Origin of the sequence: Mucilaginibacter metallidurans, from assembly GCF_003286435.2 — a bacterium.
GTDB classification, from domain to species: Bacteria; Bacteroidota; Bacteroidia; order Sphingobacteriales; family Sphingobacteriaceae; genus Mucilaginibacter; species Mucilaginibacter gossypii.
Window position 1 is genome coordinate 1,371,844 of the sequence record NZ_CP043449.1, and the last position, 17,773, is coordinate 1,389,616.

General features: G+C 45.8%; 21 protein-coding genes. 6 read left to right on the top strand and 15 right to left on the bottom strand.

Annotated elements, in window-relative coordinates; all coding sequences use genetic code 11:
• The 7 genes from ligD to DIU38_RS06135 all read right to left on the bottom strand — a co-directional run bounded on the left by ligD (position 1) and on the right by DIU38_RS06135 (position 7,704).
• Positions 1-2,928, bottom strand: coding sequence for a DNA ligase D (ligD, locus tag DIU38_RS06105; protein ID WP_112656817.1), 2,928 nt, complete (start codon positions 2,926-2,928; stop codon positions 1-3).
• Positions 2,929-2,961: 33 nt separating this feature from the next.
• Positions 2,962-3,135 (bottom strand): DUF3606 domain-containing protein, encoded by a 174-nt coding sequence (locus DIU38_RS06110; protein ID WP_112656819.1) that lies wholly within the window; start codon positions 3,133-3,135, stop codon positions 2,962-2,964.
• Between the two features lie 65 nt (positions 3,136-3,200).
• On the bottom strand, positions 3,201-5,345 hold the full coding sequence (gene mobC / locus DIU38_RS06115; RefSeq protein WP_112656821.1) for a conjugal transfer protein MobC: 2,145 nt from the start codon (positions 5,343-5,345) through the stop codon (positions 3,201-3,203).
• A gap of 42 nt (positions 5,346-5,387) precedes the next feature.
• Complete coding sequence (locus tag DIU38_RS06120; RefSeq protein WP_112656901.1) at positions 5,388-6,299, bottom strand: DUF5712 family protein; 912 nt, start codon at positions 6,297-6,299, stop codon at positions 5,388-5,390.
• Positions 6,300-6,303: 4 nt separating this feature from the next.
• The gene (locus DIU38_RS06125; protein WP_146750408.1) at positions 6,304-6,846 is read right to left on the bottom strand and encodes a BfmA/BtgA family mobilization protein; all 543 of its coding nucleotides are present in this window, start codon (positions 6,844-6,846) and stop codon (positions 6,304-6,306) included.
• A gap of 216 nt (positions 6,847-7,062) precedes the next feature.
• Complete coding sequence (locus DIU38_RS06130; RefSeq protein ID WP_112656825.1) at positions 7,063-7,419, bottom strand: hypothetical protein; 357 nt, start codon at positions 7,417-7,419, stop codon at positions 7,063-7,065.
• Between the two features lie 12 nt (positions 7,420-7,431).
• The gene (locus DIU38_RS06135; RefSeq protein WP_112656827.1) at positions 7,432-7,704 is read right to left on the bottom strand and encodes a helix-turn-helix domain-containing protein; all 273 of its coding nucleotides are present in this window, start codon (positions 7,702-7,704) and stop codon (positions 7,432-7,434) included.
• A gap of 166 nt (positions 7,705-7,870) precedes the next feature.
• Between DIU38_RS06135 and DIU38_RS06140 the strand changes: the two genes are divergently transcribed.
• The 4 genes from DIU38_RS06140 to DIU38_RS32925 all read left to right on the top strand — a co-directional run bounded on the left by DIU38_RS06140 (position 7,871) and on the right by DIU38_RS32925 (position 10,333).
• Entirely contained in the window at positions 7,871-8,236 is a 366-nt protein-coding gene (locus DIU38_RS06140) for a response regulator (protein ID WP_112656829.1), read from the top strand.
• Positions 8,237-8,349: 113 nt separating this feature from the next.
• A complete protein-coding gene (locus DIU38_RS06145) occupies positions 8,350-8,532 on the top strand; it encodes a hypothetical protein (RefSeq protein ID WP_146750407.1) in 183 nt (60 codons plus the stop codon).
• A 113-nt stretch (positions 8,533-8,645) separates the two neighbouring features.
• Positions 8,646-8,999 (top strand): hypothetical protein, encoded by a 354-nt coding sequence (locus DIU38_RS06150; protein WP_112656833.1) that lies wholly within the window; start codon positions 8,646-8,648, stop codon positions 8,997-8,999.
• Between the two features lie 1,178 nt (positions 9,000-10,177).
• Positions 10,178-10,333 carry a hypothetical protein gene (locus tag DIU38_RS32925; RefSeq protein ID WP_167516095.1) on the top strand — a complete coding sequence of 52 codons (156 nt, stop codon included), beginning with the start codon at positions 10,178-10,180 and terminating at the stop codon, positions 10,331-10,333.
• 17 nt (positions 10,334-10,350) lie between these two features.
• Here DIU38_RS32925 and DIU38_RS06155 read toward each other — a convergent pair whose 3' ends face one another.
• Together DIU38_RS06155 and DIU38_RS06160 are read right to left on the bottom strand one after the other, a co-directional pair.
• Complete coding sequence (locus tag DIU38_RS06155; RefSeq protein ID WP_112656835.1) at positions 10,351-11,049, bottom strand: phosphatase PAP2 family protein; 699 nt, start codon at positions 11,047-11,049, stop codon at positions 10,351-10,353.
• A 184-nt stretch (positions 11,050-11,233) separates the two neighbouring features.
• A complete protein-coding gene (locus tag DIU38_RS06160; RefSeq protein WP_112656837.1) occupies positions 11,234-11,533 on the bottom strand; it encodes a hypothetical protein in 300 nt (99 codons plus the stop codon).
• Positions 11,534-11,769: 236 nt separating this feature from the next.
• Between DIU38_RS06160 and DIU38_RS06165 the strand changes: the two genes are divergently transcribed.
• Both DIU38_RS06165 and DIU38_RS06170 read left to right on the top strand, forming a co-directional pair.
• Positions 11,770-12,753, top strand: a complete 984-nt coding sequence (locus DIU38_RS06165) for a hypothetical protein (protein ID WP_112656839.1) — start codon at positions 11,770-11,772, stop codon at positions 12,751-12,753.
• A gap of 99 nt (positions 12,754-12,852) precedes the next feature.
• Positions 12,853-13,089 (top strand): hypothetical protein, encoded by a 237-nt coding sequence (locus tag DIU38_RS06170; RefSeq protein WP_112656841.1) that lies wholly within the window; start codon positions 12,853-12,855, stop codon positions 13,087-13,089.
• Between the two features lie 190 nt (positions 13,090-13,279).
• Here the strand turns inward: DIU38_RS06170 and DIU38_RS06175 are convergent, their stop codons facing one another.
• The 6 genes from DIU38_RS06175 to DIU38_RS06200 form a co-directional block, all read right to left on the bottom strand.
• Positions 13,280-13,762 carry an MgtC/SapB family protein gene (locus DIU38_RS06175; RefSeq protein WP_112656843.1) on the bottom strand — a complete coding sequence of 161 codons (483 nt, stop codon included), beginning with the start codon at positions 13,760-13,762 and terminating at the stop codon, positions 13,280-13,282.
• A 91-nt stretch (positions 13,763-13,853) separates the two neighbouring features.
• A complete protein-coding gene (locus tag DIU38_RS06180; RefSeq protein WP_243770801.1) occupies positions 13,854-14,105 on the bottom strand; it encodes a TFIIB-type zinc ribbon-containing protein in 252 nt (83 codons plus the stop codon).
• A 77-nt stretch (positions 14,106-14,182) separates the two neighbouring features.
• On the bottom strand, positions 14,183-15,910 hold the full coding sequence (locus tag DIU38_RS06185) for a carboxypeptidase-like regulatory domain-containing protein (protein WP_146750406.1): 1,728 nt from the start codon (positions 15,908-15,910) through the stop codon (positions 14,183-14,185).
• Between the two features lie 142 nt (positions 15,911-16,052).
• Positions 16,053-16,367, bottom strand: a complete 315-nt coding sequence (locus DIU38_RS06190) for a DUF6660 family protein (RefSeq protein WP_112656849.1) — start codon at positions 16,365-16,367, stop codon at positions 16,053-16,055.
• A 44-nt stretch (positions 16,368-16,411) separates the two neighbouring features.
• Entirely contained in the window at positions 16,412-17,104 is a 693-nt protein-coding gene (locus DIU38_RS06195) for a DUF1345 domain-containing protein (protein WP_112656851.1), read from the bottom strand.
• A 66-nt stretch (positions 17,105-17,170) separates the two neighbouring features.
• A complete protein-coding gene (locus DIU38_RS06200; protein ID WP_112656853.1) occupies positions 17,171-17,542 on the bottom strand; it encodes a hypothetical protein in 372 nt (123 codons plus the stop codon).
• Positions 17,543-17,773 lie beyond the last annotated feature (231 nt).

Consider the following 17,773-nt stretch of genomic DNA (forward strand, 5'->3'; position numbering starts at 1 on the left):
TTACAAGGTGAATATCGCCTGCGCTTTCTGAATGGTTCTGGCCAGGTCAATCCCTTCGCCTAATACACCTTTAAATAAATCTCCCGTTTCACGAATGCGATCAACCGCGTTATGAATGGTAAAATCCCGCATGGTTAAACCCGGTTTTACTTCATCCCAACAAACCGGCATGGATACAGTTGCACCGGGCTTTGGCCGCAACGAGTAAACGCCCGCAATAGTTGCCCCCGGCCTGTTCTGCAAAAAGTCAAGATACATTTTGCCGTTACGATTGCTGATCATTCTTTCGAGGGTGGTAAAATCAGGTATTTGTTTATGCACTAATTTGACGATAATGTTTGCGAAAAGCTGGCTTTGATCGTAAGTATATTTAGCGCCAAGCGGTATGTAGATATGCATGCCTGTAGAGCCCGAAGTTTTTGGGTAGCTGGGAACATCTATTGCGTCGAGCACGTTTTTCACTTCCTGTGCTGCCTGGATGACCTGATCGAAGTGCTGTTTATCAGGGTCAAGATCGATCACACAATAATCGGGGTTATCCGGCGACTGAGCGCGGCTAAACCAGGGGTTCATTTCAATACAGCCTAAAGAGGCCATCCAAAGCAAGGTCGCTTCATCATTACCAAGCAAATAGTCTTTGTCTACACCCTCGCCGTTGGTATGTGGCATGGTCTTGGCCCAATCCGGCGCTTTATCCTTTACGTTTTTTTGATAAAAGCTCTCCCCGTGGATGCCGCCAGGAAAACGGTTGAGTGACATAGGACGGTCTTTCAAGTACGGCACCATAACCGGCGCAACCTGATGGTAATAATTAAACATATCCCGTTTAGTAACACCATCTTCCGGCCAGTAAACTTTATTCAGGTGTGTAAATTTCAACAGATGGCCCTCAACCTTTTTTTCTTCCGTTTCATTTTTGGATGTTAGTAAAAGATTGGCAGGTGCTGCTCCTGATTTGGGCTTGCTTGCTTTTTTAATTGGTGACTTGGGCTTTTCTTTTATAACAGTGGTCATATCCGACTGCAAGCTAACTTCTTCAACTACGTCCTGCGTGTCTGCCTCCAACTCCAGAACCACGTCTTTAGGATTTTTATCGCTGCGCATTCCCTTAAAAGATGCTTGACGGACTTTGCCGTCGCCGGTGATCTCGGCAAATTCTACCTCACATACCAGTTCAGGTTTTAGCCAGGTGGCCTTAGCGCCTAATCTTCTTGGTCGAAATTGGGATGGTTCATCTACGTCAGGTTCTACATCGAACGGGCTTTCAGCGGTAATAAGCGGTTTAAATTGCGCCATCATTTCCCTTTGTTTAGCATCATTAAAGCCGGTGCCAACCTTACCGATATAGCGAAGGACACCCTTTTTGTCATATACGCCAATGGCCAGCGCACTGAAATATTTTCCCGTGCCCTCGTTTTTGGTAAACCCGGCAACAACGACTTCCTGCCTGCGCTTGGCTTTGATCTTCAGCCATTCGCGGGAGCGGGCATCAGAGGAATAGGTACTATCGGCGCGTTTGGCGATGATGCCTTCCAGTTTCATTTTTTTCGCGGCCTCGAAAAATTCTATCCCGTTCACCTCGAATGCTTGGCTTACCCTGATCAGTTCGTTATCAGGCGGTAAAACGGATTTTAAAATTTCCCGCCGTTGGTATAGTGGTAAATCAGTCAGCCGTTTGCCATCATACCAGAGTATATCAAAAACAAAATAAGCGAGCTTGGCAGTTTTGGAATTACGCCAGTTTTGCAGCGCGCCAAAATCAGCATTGCCCTGTTCATTGAGCGCGACGATCTCGCCATCTAAAACCGCATTTAACTGCCAGCTTTCCAGCAGGTCATTGATCGGCCTAAACTGGTCAAAAGGCAGGTTATTGCGGGAGATCAGTTCTGCCGTGCCATTTTTTACAATAGCTACTGCGCGGTAGCCATCCCATTTAATTTCATATATCCAGCCAGGATCATCAAAAGGTGCGTCCACTAATGTGGCTTTCATTGGTTTTATATCCGCCGGTATTTTCGACGATGGTGCATCTTTGAGCAATGTATTCAGATCGGTTGCCGGCGCTTGTTTGATTTCATTGCCATGTTCTGCATGCTGAATTTGCTTTTCAAGCGGTTCCGGTTTGAATGCAGTTTGCTTACGTGGTGGCAGATCATTATCCGCAAGCTCAATCCATACAGGCGCATGATCACTGGCACCTTTCCAGCCACGCACATGCTTATCGACATCAGCGCCTGCAAGACGTCCGGCAATCTTCTTATTAAGTAAAAAATGATCGAGCCGTAACCCGGCATTTCGGGCATAGGCATCACGTAAATAGTCCCAAAACGTGTAGATGCGTTCATTGGGATATAATGCCCGGATTGCATCTGTCCATCCCTGGGCTACCAAATCTTTATAAGCATCTCGGGATTCAACGCGAAATAAGGCATTGTCCACATATTTTTCGGGTTTATAGGTGTCTAATTCAGTCGGCATTACATTGTAGTCGCCAACCAGTATTACCGGCAGATCGCGGTCAACCAGATCCTGCGCATGTTCAGCCAAACGCTGAAACCAGCGTAATTTGTAATCAAATTTAGGCCCTGGGTATGGGTTGCCGTTTGGCAGGTAAATGCAACCGACCACAATTCCGTTTATGAACGCCTCAATATACCGACTATGTGTAAATTCCTCATCCTCGCCGGGCAAATCATTCCTTAATTCCCTGATTTCTGTTTTAGAAAGAATGGCAACGCCGTTCCAACTTTTCTGACCGTGCCAGATCGCCTGATAACCTGCCTCCCCTAATGGTCGTTCCGGGAATTTGCTGTTTTCGCATTTCAATTCCTGTAAGCATACAACATCCGGCTGCGCTTCGTTTAGCCAACGCAAGAGAATTTCCAAACGGCCATTGATGCCGTTAATATTGTAAGTGGCAATTTTCATAACAGACAACAAAGCCCCTTTCGGGGCTTATGCTTATTTCTTGCCATCAAGCTTTTTTTCTACCGCACTTCGTTTATTCGTTCCGGCAGATTTTTTAGCAGCCTCAACTTTTTTCGCCGTGGTGCCCTCTTTTTTCGCTTCGTATTTTAATTCGTGGGGTTGTTCAGATACTGAATTACGTTCCACTTTTGCGCCTCTTGTTGCCATAGCTCACGATTTTAAGGTAAATATTTACTTAATAACAGGTCAACAAAACTTTAGTTTTAAGGGGCTTACAAGTAGTACGATATATCCTGATCGCCTGCACGATCAAGTTTTTCTTGTTCAATCTTTGCTTGTTCGTCCGCCGCTTGGTTATTGTCGGGTAATTCCACGGCTTGTTCGGTCGCCTCTTTTTGCGCTTCAGTCATTTCCTTTTCTTTTCCCTCCTGTTTACCCTTATCTGCCTTTTCTTCTTCTTTTTTCGGTTTACCTGCCTCAACCTTTTCCATCTCGGTTTCAATAAGAATGGCTATATCGTCTTTGATCTGCTTGTAATTTTCTTCTACATCTTCAGGGGAGACATAACCTATCAACGGAATTGGTTTATATGTGCTTTCTTCTTTGGCAATAGCCTCGTGGTTGTTCTGAATTTCACTATGGAACAATTTCAGATTTATCCGTTCTTCAGGATTATCCGCTACGATGCCGACAAACTCACCCGACGATAAAGAAGCGATCTTTGAAGCAGGTATCGCATAATCAAGCTGTGTAGCCTTTGAGAATGAAGTATCGTTACTGTTAATGGTCAGGCTGTTTTTATCCTGTACGATCTTGCCAAAATTTTCCGATAACTTTTTAGCGGTATCATTGGTTACCTGGCCGCTGATAATATTGCCGACGATGCCGGTTATTACGTCTGCCTGTTCCGCGCCATAGTCTTTTTTTAGCTGACTGAAATCCTGCACCGCAAGTGTGGTCGCTACCTTATTGCTGCGGGCCGTAGCGATCAGGCTATCCATATTATTAAAAAATATGGTTGGAAACTCGTCGAATATCAAGCTGCTTTTAAGTTTGCCTTTTTGGTTTACCTGCTTGATTAATCTGGAAATATAAAGGGATAGCACCGCGCCATAGGTTTGAAGCTTTTGGGGGTTATTCCCCAAACAGATGATCTTTGGCGCTTTTGGATTATTGAGATCAAGCGTAAAATCATTGCCAGATAAAACGTAATACAAAGTAGGCGAAGATAGCCGTGACAAGCCGATTTTGGCACTTGCAATTTGGCCCTCCAGTTGCGCTTTTGCATTATTGTTATAGGCCAGTATAAACGGGTTGATCAACGCCTTGACTTCTTCTTCAGTTTGCAGGATAGCAAAAAGCTTTTCATAATCGGCCTGCATTAATTCGATGACATGCGGCAGCGTGCAAAATTTACCATCCTCATATTTGCGTAGATACCATATTAAAGCGGTCAAAAAGTTGATCGGGCTTTCTACGAAGAAGTCGCCCTGTTTTCTTATCCATTCACGGTTAAGGCCCATCATGATGGTACGGCTGGCCTCTGCCGCGTCGGTAATATCCTGCATGCCTTCAGGTTCAAGCGGGTTACAACGATGAGAGCGATTAAGATCGTCGAAGTTGATGACGTAAAAGGCGGGCTTAACCGTGTAATTACCTTTGTACATCATTAGTTTGTTGTAGGCAATTTTGGAGAGGTCGTCGAACTTGAAATCGTAGATCAGCATAGAAAATCCTTTTTTCAAATGTTGGTCGATCACATGACGAATAACGAAATAGGATTTACCCGCGCCGGGAGAACCTGACACAAGCAGGCCGCGCATGGGATTAACGATATTTATCCAACTTTCTCTAATCTTGCCTTTCAGATTATACTTTGCAGGTAAGTTTATGGAATATTCATTTTCGAGCAGCCGTTCTTCCTGCGGGAAAGTTTCGTTATCGGTATTGAAAATATCTTTACTCAATTTGTCTTTGAGCAAGCGGGATAGCCAGGCACCGCCGGTTAGCATCAGCAAATAACCAATACCTGTCATAACGATATAACATGCGGCAATCACGGAAATACCGGCAGGCATATAGAAAAATAGAACGCTTAACCAATACAGTAGCATACCACATACCAGATATGCGACAATACCTTTATAATTGATCTTTTCATCTTTGCGGCCCTTGATGCCGACTAAAGAGATAGCCAGGCAAAGCAATGTCGCCAGTTTTGGTTTTACGATTCCGTTAAATAAACCTGTTTTAGCAATGTTGCTAATGATCCTATCGGTGATACCCGCCGTCCAGTGCCATGTTTCAAAGGCGTGGTAACAGGTTATGTAAAAGTGAATGGCTAAAATAAAAATGCTGATAAGGCGCGTAAAATCGACGATTTTCCTTAGACCTTGCGTATCTTCCCCTGTATTCATAATATTCTCCCGTTCTTTTAATGTGGTTATTATAATGGCTGCTTAAAATGATAGACCCTGATCTTGTTCCTGCTCCTTGCTTCTTTTTTTCTTCTTTTTGATCGGTATGTAAGGAGCTGCTTCCGCCTGGGTCTTGCCCAAAGCAAGTTTAAGTTGAGGTTCTTTGTGAGCCGGTGCAAACTCCTGTCTCGCCACTGGCCTTTGTCCCGGCGAATTATTACTACGTTCAGTTCGCATGGCTACACGCTCATCAAGCAATCCTTTTTTCTTAGCGTTCGCGTAATTGAATGTCTCATCAAAACCGCGTTCAAAATTGAAAAGATGGTCAAAAACTTTTTCGCCCGACTGTTTAAAGGCGGAACGATCAAACTGGCCCATTCTGCGGGAATGTTCAGCATTTCGCCCTTTTGAATTATTGTTAGGGCTAAGCTTGATCTTATTGGTTATGTCCTTACGGCTGACGATGACCTGAATGTGCATTTGCTCACCGGGCTTACGCTCACCACGTTTTTTTAAACCCTGTTTGACTTCGGGGTCTTTGTGCCCGTAATAACGGTAGTTTTCCAGCTTTCCAAACCAAAGCAGGTCTTTATTGCTGTTAATGCCTGGGCGCTTAAAATTCTTGGCATATTCGTCCATGACCTTCACGGCATAAGCTTTAAGCTGCTCTTTCGCCCCCTCATCGCCGTAACGTTCTTTTAACCACGCGATCTCTTTTTGGCTCGGACTGATATTGATCAAAAAGAATTTTGCGTCTTGTTTACTGAGTTTGGCAATGTTGTTATCAATGGCCAGTCTCGTATCAAAAGCTGAAATTGTCGTACGGTCCTGATTAAACCATAGTTCGGGATTGTGCTCTTTGTCCGTCCGGTTCTCTTTTTCAAGATAATGCACAAGGTCGTGACTGCTGCTTTTATTGTCCGCTGTCGTGCTGTCGGTTATATTGATATACATAGCTTTAAAGTTTTGATACATGCAGGCGTGTCTCCTGCAATAGTGTTTCTTTTTCTTTTGATGATACGGTCAGGCTTGCTTTATGGTAATAGTTCAGGATATACAGGAATTTCAGTTTAAGGCTTTCCTTAGTATCAAGCTTTTCAGTAATAGCCATAAGCAGCTTTTCGGTTGCCTCGAACTGATTTGTCTGGCCAGAGATGATCTCTTTATTGGCTTTTAATACCTGGCTGTTAAAGCTGTCAATGATCTTGATCTGTGAGGCAACCATACGGTCGATCTCTACCTTAATGGGGATAAGTATTTTTTCCTCCTGCGCCCTGATAAACCGGATATAGGTATCGTGATTTTTCACAAGCGTGCTCTTTAACCGCTCGTCGTTTATATCTGCGGGATCTTTCCCGGTCTTGGTAAAATACTCAAGCATTTGCCCGAATATCTCAAGTTTACCCCGCCCGAATTTCTTGCTGAGCTTGATGATCTTTTCATCAAGCGCAACCGGAAAACGTATCGTTTTAATATTGATGTCCTTCTGCTCTTTCATCATAAATTACAGCTTATTGTATACAGCACTGTATACATTTTTCCTGCCTTACGGTATTTTAGAAGCTATAATGTATACCCGGAGTATACATCAAACCCCATTTGCAGCGCAAATGGCAAGCGAATAGGGCCACTGCCCAATTCCCGCTTGCTCCAATTTTTTTTAAAAATTGGACGCTGATACAGCCTTAAAAAGTAACCCGGCCTCTGGCCGGTGGCATTATCCGGCAGACGGTTCGCCGTCTGAAATGACCGCGGCATCAGTCCATTTTGGATTGCCGTTCCCGTTCAGCGCGACGGTCACCATCAGTCGTGTGCCGAATGGCAGGCAGGCGACCGCGACGGCCCCGGCCATGTAGTCGTCCGCCTTATTGCGATAGGCGGTGAGCCGGATATGCTTATTGTCATCGGTACTCAAATAGCAGTCAACGGCAATATGCTTATTCGACCAGATCATAAAATCAAGAGTAGCTTCATAAACACCTACCGGAACGATCTCCGGTGACCAGGAATAATTACGGGGTTCGTAACCGGCTTCTAAAGCAGGTTTAAATCCAAGTACTGTTCTTTCTTTCATGGCTGCTGATGTTTAAGATCTTTTATCCTCTAACATTTTGTGAATGTCTTCCTGATTATAATAAAGCAGGCCGCCGACTTTCGTATAGGTAATGACACCAGCGCTGCGCAAGGTCTGCAAGGTGCCGGATGATATGTTTAATAATTTGCGTACCTCGGCGCTTTTAATCCATTGCCTTGAGGCTTGCTCGTTCGCTCGGCCAATGCCAAGTTTTTTTAACTCTGCGAACAATTCTGTCTTGAACTGTTGCAGATCTTCTTTGGTAATTAGATCTAATGTGGCCATAATTCTAAATGCTAATGGCAGGCATGGCCTGCGCTGTCTGGTGCAAATGAAGAAAGACCGCAAAAAAAGAATTGAGTCATTTAGGGATATCCCTGATTTTTATTTGGGCAAAAGTGGATTGTATGCTAATAGAACTATCCCTAACTTTGAAAAAAAGGGTGGCTAAATGAAAATATTAAACTGTATCGGCATCGACGATGAGGAAGATTGCAACGAGTATCTCCGGGAATGCTGCCAGAAAATTCCTTTTATTAATTTGCTCGGAACATTTACCGACCCCTATGAGGCATTGCCATTAATACGGTCCGGTGAAATTGATCTGATATTTCTTGATCTCCATTTAAGAAAGATCGACGCGCCTGTATTTATTACAGAAATACCGGAGGATATTCAGGTGGTCATAATTTCGGCGGAACTAGAATATAAGATCATGGACTACAATATGAAGTTAACCGCGATCTTGCCAAAGCCTTATCTGTGTGAACGGCTCTTAGAGGTTTGTAGGATCGCCAGTAATTGCAAACCTAAATAAGACAAGATCTGAACAATTTAAAGACCTACTTTTCGTTCACTTGGTTTAAACATATCTGCTTTGGGTAGCTGAAAATTGGCAAACTATCTATGATAAAATTTCATATTTCTTTTATGCTCGCACTACTCTGGCTGTCTTCAGAAGTATCAGCGCAGAACCGGGGTGTTGCCGTTGGTTTATCAAGCATGTGGCCCTCTTATTCATCGCCCAGTAAGGACGATGGTGGATCGACCTATTCAGGAAGTATCGATCTGGGCTACCGTATGTTCCTGGATAAAGGGTTCATGCCGGATTGACCACCGGGATATATCTGGACCTCTACGACCGTCCGGTCAGACTGGCATCAGTAGAGGTCGAAAAAGGTCGGCTTGCAAGCCGGATGTTGTATGGTTGGACAGGATTTACCGGTATGTCCGTCACCCCGTCCTGGTGTTTCAATCCTCAAAAGACCTGGACGGTAGCGTTAGCTTTAAAGGTCAAGGCGGGGAAATATTTTGGCTGGGGATCAGTGCAGGGCGAGAACGAAAAGGGTGAGCAAAAGTTGTTCGAGCGAAATAGCAATAATGCCGGCTACGGGATAGGTTGGTCACCCCGCTTAGTGTTGGAGCGGGATATTGGCGATAAAAGCCTGCAATTGTTCGGCGGTTGGGATAGTACAGATCCCGGGCGGGGTGTCAGTCGGTTGAGGTCGGCCTACTATTCCCCAAAGACCGTTGATCTGAATGGCTCCGCGATCACCGCCGGTGCGGCACTGATATTTTGAGCGAGGAGTTTGCGCCAATGCTGTCATAATCAGTGCCGCGGCCTGCACGATATACTTAAACAGTTTCTTTCAGGATCACAGGTAGTCAATCCTGACCTAAAGGTTCTTATTTGCCTGATGCGACCAGAATAGATGAAATGGGCTGGAAACGTTAAGTTTATAGTTGATCCGTTATAGACCAAAATCAAAGGCAACGAAAATGGAAAGAAAGAGTTAATGAGGTCAAGATCAAATATAGGATAGTTTAATAAATGGAATGGACAAAGGGCAATAAATTAAAAAGGAAGGCCGATCCCTACCGAGATCGAATGGATATTTAAAGGTAACGTCGGGTCACTGATGTTCTGATATGAATATCCCAACAACCCTTGTAATGCAAAGTCCTCCTTTAGTGGCCAATGATAAGAAACGCCACCGTTAAGGTTGAATCCTACATCAGCGTTGTCGAAGAACTTTTATTTTCTTACGAAATTTGTCCTGTAGCTAACGAATTTCGGTTAAATCTGATTATTGCCATTTAAAACATTTGACTTCTAAGACATGTTTACTTGCATATAGTGCAGTGCCCCCTGAATAGATCAGGAATGAACTGTGGTTTTAATAAAGCTTTGATGACTCAATATGCGGTATTTGTGGATATTCCTGGCTATTATATTGGTGACTACGGACATGGTAAATTATCATGAGATCAACGTTCGTCGATATTCTCCGATAAGTGGCAGATCAATGGTCAGCAAAGTCGGTAGCCAAGCCAACAAGCATCACTGCCCGCTGTCTTGTCATTGTAACTGTTGTCATTCTCCCGCTATTTTGATCACTAGAAATATCCTGACAACGGTTCCCGGCGTCTCAGCACAACACTATCGTACAATTGGATCTGGAGAAATTATGGCCATGTCTTCTCAGATCTGGCAACCTCCTCAATGCAACGCCTTTACGATCATTAACACTTTCGCGCGTGTAGGTCAACTCGTTTGAGTTCGCCTAGGTCAGATCACGCAGCTATTCAAGTGTCAATGATCACGCCCGTTATCCAGATCCGATCAATAGCGCCCTTGCATACGTAATTACCTTTTCAACTAATCTTTCACAGGTAAACCTCCGTGTGTCAGCATTTGATCTCAAACGGGTGGCTTTGTTTTGAACATATCTAAAAATCATAAGATCATTACTTATAAATGGCATGGAAGAGATCACGCTTGCTTTCGGCAAGAGTTAACAGGTCAGGTCCTACGCTTGGGGAAGCCTTATTGCAGGTATTCCTCAAGATCTTGATTGGCATAGCATTGACCGCTAAACTTCTTTGGGAATGGTATATCAGCCACCACCTTTAGGTCCATCAGATCAAATGCTATTCGCTAAGCGCTGATCTTCCAGACGTCAGGTAGCGGTAAGCTAACAGGTAAAGACACCCCAGACCCAGAAGAAAGCCTCCGCTTACATCTGTGAACCAGTGCGCGCCCAGGTAAATACGGGATAGCGGAACGGTGAATATCAGGAAAAGGCAAACACCAGTAACGCTGTAGCGGAATATCCGGGGGAGCGACTTTAGCGGAAACATCAGCAAGGCAAGAAAGCCGAAGAAAACCGTGTAGAAAAGGACATGCCCGCTGGGGAAACTCTGCTGGCGCGTTCGTTCCAGCACCTGCACGATGTCGGGCGTGGGCCGGGGCCTGTTCACGGCGAACTTGATGATGGTATTGAGCAGTACAGATAAGGGAGTCAAAAGGACATAGATTGCCTCCCGCCTGTATTTGAAGGCAAATAGCCATAGTGCCGTTACGCCGACGACCCAAACGGTATTGGGTAGCTCACCGGCCCAACTGATGCCGCGCATGACCAGATCAAGCTCCGGATACCGGTGTTCTTGGACCTCGCGGGATAGCCTGATATCTAATTTGGGTAACGGATCGACCAGGACCAGCATGGTGAGCAGGATGAAGCCTGCCAAGATCAAAAACAGCAGGTGTTGTAAGTATTTACTTATCGGTCTATGCGTCATACCTTTTTGGCTTTCGTCAGACTTTCCAAAAACAGGAGCATGTTGCATTACTCCCGTATAATTAACTGATCCTATTCATTAAAAAAGAACTTTCTGCAACACGCAATAAATAGCATTCAAAGTTATGTCTTTAATTATAAATGGATCGGTATATCCCGGAATTTTATGGGGAGACGGAGATCATTATCGCGGACAGTTTCAGAGCCGTTCGCTGCTGAACGCTATAAAGATCTTAGTAACCGGGCAGCAGGTTAAAATGGACCGATAGTTGGCTGATCTCTTTGCGCATCAAATGAAGCTTAGAGCGATCCGGAACTCCTTTTTCTATAAGTTCCCGGAGATCGGCGTAAGGGGTAAGTGAGATACGGTACTTGGTGACCATGACCTTACCCAGTCTTAGGGTTGCTTCTGCGGTGTCGGTAACAGGCATCATCGACTGAAGTTCCAGGATCATGGCTAAAAATGTTTCCGGAGAACCATGCCATATCGGCTTGGGGTTTAAAAGATCATATACGGTCTTCAATAGCTTCATAAATTTATGGGATCATGAAAGATCTTGCTGTGGTAAAGTTATGCAATAAGTAGTGTATGATCCTCCTTTTTACAAAATGCCATCAATATATCTTATGTTCCAGATCCGGGGATCAGAGCCTGGCTGGAACAGATCAATTCGAAGATCATCGACCATGATATGGCAAATTGGAGGGGACATTTAAAACCAAAAGGCTTCGATAACTCTTTTGTAGTAGATCATGTAAGAACAACGTAATGAAAATAGAACAAGATAAAGAGCAATTCACCCCATTATTATTGCAAATATCGGCCCTTTTGACCAAGGCACGAGAGGCACAGGACCCCGCACAGCTATTGTATGAAAAAAACTTCAGGGCGCCGTTGTTTCAGCTTGAAGCACTGTCGAGAATATACAGTTCGACCGGCCCAAAGAAGAAGCGGTTCACTAAATTGAAGATAAAATTCAAACGTTTGGAGGATCTGCTGGGTCAGATCGATTATTTTGATGCTTTCGCTAAACAATTTTCGGGGAACGCGCGAATACCTGAAACTGTACTGGCTTATTTTCAAAGCAATAAGGAAAAAAGCATGCAAGAGCTTAATAAGGTACTGAAAGATAAAGGTTGGCTTGACGGCTCGCAAGTAAGCAAGATCGGTACCCGTATAACAAAAGTAGATTGGAAACCTAAGGCGGAACATCATGCCCGATTGCTCGATCTTTACCAAACGGAGACCGGTCGGATAAAAAATTTTGCGGACGGTGAGCAGGTGTCCTTCAACGACATCGAAGCGGGCATCCATGAATTCAGGAGAAAATTGCGCTGGCTGAGTATCTATGCCCAGGCCTTGCGGGGATGTATAAAACTCGTGGCCGTCGAAAAAGAGCGTACGTTTTTAAAAAACTATGTCACAGATGAGGTTGCTGGTTCGCCTTACAATAAGCTGCCTCCGCCGGAAAATGAGCGGTTTTACCCATTGGCGCTTTCCAAGTATGATTTTTATGCACTCAGCTGGATGATAGAAAAATTAGGCATTTTAAAAGACCAGGGCCTTGCAATACTGGCCTTATCGAAAGCGATCAAAGAAACTGACAAAATAAAGGATGACAGGGAGGTCATCATCCGCGCCGATCAATATCTCGGTGACCAGGCCATTGCTTTGGATAATGTACTCGCCGATGCCAATAAGATCAAGGATCAATTTTTTAAGGACCGGGTGTTAGAAAACCTGGTGATATGATCTGCGATAAGCAGATATGATCTAGGAGTATCACTCACCGGATAAAGATCGCCTATCTTATAATATATTTATGATCAATTACACTAAATAATAAGCAAAATGGATAGCGTTAAATTAAGTATCTGGCGGGAAAAATTCCTTTCAGAGGCCCAGGGCCTGCGGGTGCAATATGACAGTTACCTCAGACCAAGACCTTTTGAGGATTGTTTCGTGCTTAAGACCGGGGATGTGAGCGGGACACTTACCCTGGAAATCCTCGACCCTCAAATGCCAGAGGATGTGAAAAGAGGGCTGGAAGATCTGTTCACAGGAACGGTGCCCGAAAATGGTCTGTGATTATATAAAAGAAGCTTAGGTTCACAGGTTTCGGGATCAGATAATATATTAATAACATTGCGCCGGCGATACTGAATGCGGTCAACGTGAGTAGAGCCCCGACGAAGGGAGATAATTGTCATCCAATAACTGGTGCTCGATGCGACGGTAGCGTATCGGTGCTGATAAGTTCATTATTGCAAACGCTTTTTCAGAAATCGATTTCCCCCAAATAATCAATGTTCAGTTTTCTTTTTTTAGCTATCCGCTGCTTCCAGTCCTGGTACCAGCGTTGATGATCCAGCGATAGCAGGAAATACAGGACTACCGTCGTCCCTGCTGCTAAGATGAATTCGTTCAGTCCTACAGTCACACCCACCGCAGCCGTGCACCAGATGGTTGCGGCTGTGGTCAAGCCGAATGAATTATTTTCGGCGTCGTTCCGGGTGATGATACCGGCACCAAGAAAGCCGACCCCCATAACGATGTTCGCCACGTTGCGGGAGGCAGCGGCAACATCACCCAGGTGTGCTGCCAAAGAGGTAAAAACAGCAGCGCCGATACAAACTGCAGCATAGGTCCGTATGCCCGCATCCTGACCGTGTTTTTCGCGGTCATAACCGATGACCGCGCCAAAAAGAAAAGCGGCGATGACCTTGGCAAGAATGAGTAGTTCTATTTGATAAGTGATCATGAAATATGACTTAATGTGGTGTATGAATAAATGAGGTTACAGATCGATCAGGCGATGCAGGCATTGGCGCTGCATCGCTGACCGACACTTTCTAAAAATGGAACAGATCGCCGAAGAAACCCCTGCGCCGTTCATGGTGCCCGCCGTGGTGACCACCATGATGGCCACCGGAATAGCCTTCATTGACATATACCTGTTGCGGTTGCTGCGGCGGTACGTTGTTCGGTGATGGGCCGTTATAATCAGCTGTACGCTCAATGATCTTATCCAGTTCCCCTTTGTCCAGCCACACACCGCGGCAGTTTGGGCAATAGTCGATCTCGACTCCATGACGCTCGGACATGACCAGCGTCTCATTACAATTCGGACATTTCATAAATTTGATGTTTGATTATAGATTATCTTGTTATTTGTTATAGTTCAACGTTTGATCATCAGGCCCAACGCCGGACTGACGGTCGTCGGACGGAAACTCCCGGTGCCCTTTAGGGTAAGGTCCGCCACTGTCAACGTTGCGGACAGAAAGATCTGATGCGTGAGCTCGAAGGCTACGGCTGATCCGTAACTCCAGTAATTGGCCTGGCTTTTCAATGACTTGCTCTTTTCATTGATCGTCAAAATGTTATAACCAACAATCGGAGTGAAGATCACTGATCTCCCGACGATCGACGTTACAGTGAATTCGTAAGATAAGCGGAAATGATAAAGCGATAGTGCCGTGTTGGCGCCAATGTTACCCGCTCCTTCAAACCCTAAGAACAGCCCTTGATAAAGCCGGTAATGTGCACCGAGCTGGAAACCATAGTTGACCGGTCCCGAACTGCTGTAATTGTTCAATGGGAACCGCATGACCGATATTCCCGCGCGTGTATTGTCCCCGGTAAAATAATTGAGCCAGTTACGGCCTTTTCTTTCATTTTTCCGTGCGTCCGTCCTCGCCGTAGCTAATTCAGCGACCGGATACAGTTCCTGATACCGCAAGGTCTGCTGAAGCATACTGTCTACGCCGTTCAATAAGGTAGTATCGGTCGGCTTGCGGATGCGCTGGGTAACATCCGTCTCCTGGATAATGTCAGCATAGGAGAATGGGGTGACGTTCACCGTATCGATCTTCGTGGTCACATAATCGGTCAGGCTGACCGGATCTTCCTTCTTATAGATCGTATTGCCTTTGGTGAAAGCTTCCTGCAGGTACCACTTGCTGCCAAGCTTCCGGTAGCGTACCGAGTATTGCACCTTGGAACGCGGCAACACGCCGTAGCGTTTCAGATGAAAATAACTGATATCAGCACCGGCAAAAGCAAAGGTCGCACTGTCGATGAATAATGTTCCAGCCGTCGCCTCTTTCTTTCCGCTGGTGTCATGCTGCGCGAAATTGATGGCAAAGACGGTCCTGCCGCCGAGCCGGCGCTTTCCGGTCAACTGGTACTGGTAAGTCCTGATCTTTTTCGGATCAATGAAAGCAGCTTTTTTGCCGACGAAGTCGGCATGTAATGGAGCATGGTAAGCGCCGATCCATTTGATAAAGATCAGTGACGGGTCGGTGAGCGTATCGGTCCGGTTCGTCACCAAGCGGGCAGCTGGTTCACGCCCGCTTCTGACCGGCGGGATGAACAACTGGACCATGGCATCACTATTGAAATGGTCCGTCCCGTTACGCAGATATTGCAGGCGTATAAAGCCGGTCAGCATGGCAGCCTTGTCAGGGTAGTTCTGTGGGATCCTTTTAATGGCCTTTTCCAGTACGCTCAAGCCCGAGCCCATGATCTTTATTTCCGGTAATTCGATAAAGGATGCTTTCATCCGGACCTGATAGGTATCGGATGGATCGTAGGGGGCCAGCTGCGGTCTGTAACTCACATGGGTAAAGCGTAATCCAACCTGCTTTAAAATGGTCTGCTGAACGTTCAGCGAGAACTTGCCTGAACTATCGGTCTTTGTGCTACTGGGGCCTGAGGTCACGGTAACGTCCGGCAGAAAAGTTTTGGAGTCTGCGTCTGTCACCCGGCCACGGACATTGACCGACTGCGCAAGGGTCTGTCCAAATAAACTTAATACCAGGCAAAGGCAACCGATATACCTCGGCGCCGTCCTTAAAAGGCGGATGCAATAAGAGCACAGATGTGCTGCGAGATCTGTTTTCCGCATGGGATGATACGGGTGCTAACGAATAGGAGACAGGCTGATCCGTCTTTAACGAAAAGCCAGGCATTCATATTCCGGTAAATTATAAATGGTGAAAAGCGCGAGGCCGCGAACCCTCAGGGGCGGCTATGGGTGATGTTCCCGGTTAGGCGCTAAGCTTGGGCGGCTGCCAGACAACCACTATCCGCTTTACCGCTTTGTGTGCCAGCGCTGGCATGCGCAGCCCGGCTACATTCATGATTGGCGAGTATAGCTCCTGCTGAAAGTGCTGGACAACGGGCGCATGGCTGCAACAAGCGCAAGTACACAAGGGGCTGCACCCGTCTTGCTGGTCACTGGAATGACCGTCATGTTGACCTATGGTCAAACCGGTACTGTTTGAGGTAGGCGTGCGGTCATTGCAAGGCGGAAGCTCCAGGCAAAGCGCATAAATGACCAGTAACAGGGATAACCACTTCATAGGTCCTAAGATAGTTAATTAAAAAGTGTATTATGACCTGTTCCCTAATTTTGTATCGTTCCGGCGATGATGTTGATGCTTAATGCCACGATCACCGTATTGAAAGCAAAAGCCAATAATCCATGTAAAAGAGCCAGGCGGCGGATCTCCCTTGAACTGATCTGCACGTCCGAAACCTGAAAGGTCATGCCGATCACGAACGAAAAATAGGTAAAATCAATATAATCCGGCTTATTTTCTTTGGGGAATTCAAGTCCACCGGGATCAACACTCCGGTCATTATCGTCATCTTTCTCCAGGTCGCAATAAAAGAAATGTGCATAACGGAAAGTAAAGATGGAATGCACCAACAGCCACGAACTGACCACACAAGCCAGGGATAGCAGGATATGCATGGTCAACTGTCCCTGATCCGTGGTTTTGCTGTTTTTCATCAGGATCACGATGGCAAAGAGGCTGGCCACTGCGGCAAATAGTGCAAAAAGGAAGACAAGTGTCCTGCTGGAGTCTTGTACATGGGCATCCCGGTGCATCACCTCCGGGTGAACATTGAACATCGTCAACCCCGCAAGCAACAGTGAAGAACAGGCATAGGTCAGCCAGCAGATCATAAATTGCGTGGATGCCGAAACACTTCCCCTGGTCGCAAAAAAACAGATGGCAGCCAGTGTTAGGGAAACGTACAGCTTGTGATGTGCGTCCAGCCGATAAAGATCGATTTTTTTTGTTTTGTTCATTGACAGGTCGGTTTGGATCTGATCAAGTAGCCGGTGTCACTCATTGCACCGGCTACTGAAAGACCCTTAATTGGGGTTGGCAGCGTTACTTTTTAGGGGTATGATGTTCACCTTCCTGGTGGTGTTCACCCTCAGCATGTTGCTCCTGTCCTTCGTTCTGGCCCTCTTCCTTGTCATGCTCAGGATGCCCGTGATGCTCGGGATGATCATGGTGCTCTTTTTCCGGATGATTTCCTTTTCATTTTCACGACCAGGGCCTTCATGGTGCTCCGGATGCTCATGATGTTCCTTCTCGCCGTGGTGCTCACGTTCCACATGATGTTCCTGTTGCTCGCCGGCTTCCGCGCCATGATGCTCGGGATGACCGTGGTGCTCGGTGTGCGGGTGTTGCTCCGGATTCTTGTTGTTCTCTTCCTGGTTTGAATTCTGCGTTGTCATAACTTAAAATTTATGGTGAAAAAATAAAAATGGATCACGTAAACAAAGACATAGCGACAAGACCCGTCCGTTCACCGGGGGCTACGTTGCGCTAAAGATCGTTGAAAAGAGAAAGTCAGATCAGGATCGATCTGTCAGATAAGTAAATAGGTATTGCGCTTACCTTTATTAGCGAATAGGCATAGATCGGTGGATCAGCAAGATATACTGCCGGAAGACAGACCCTTATAT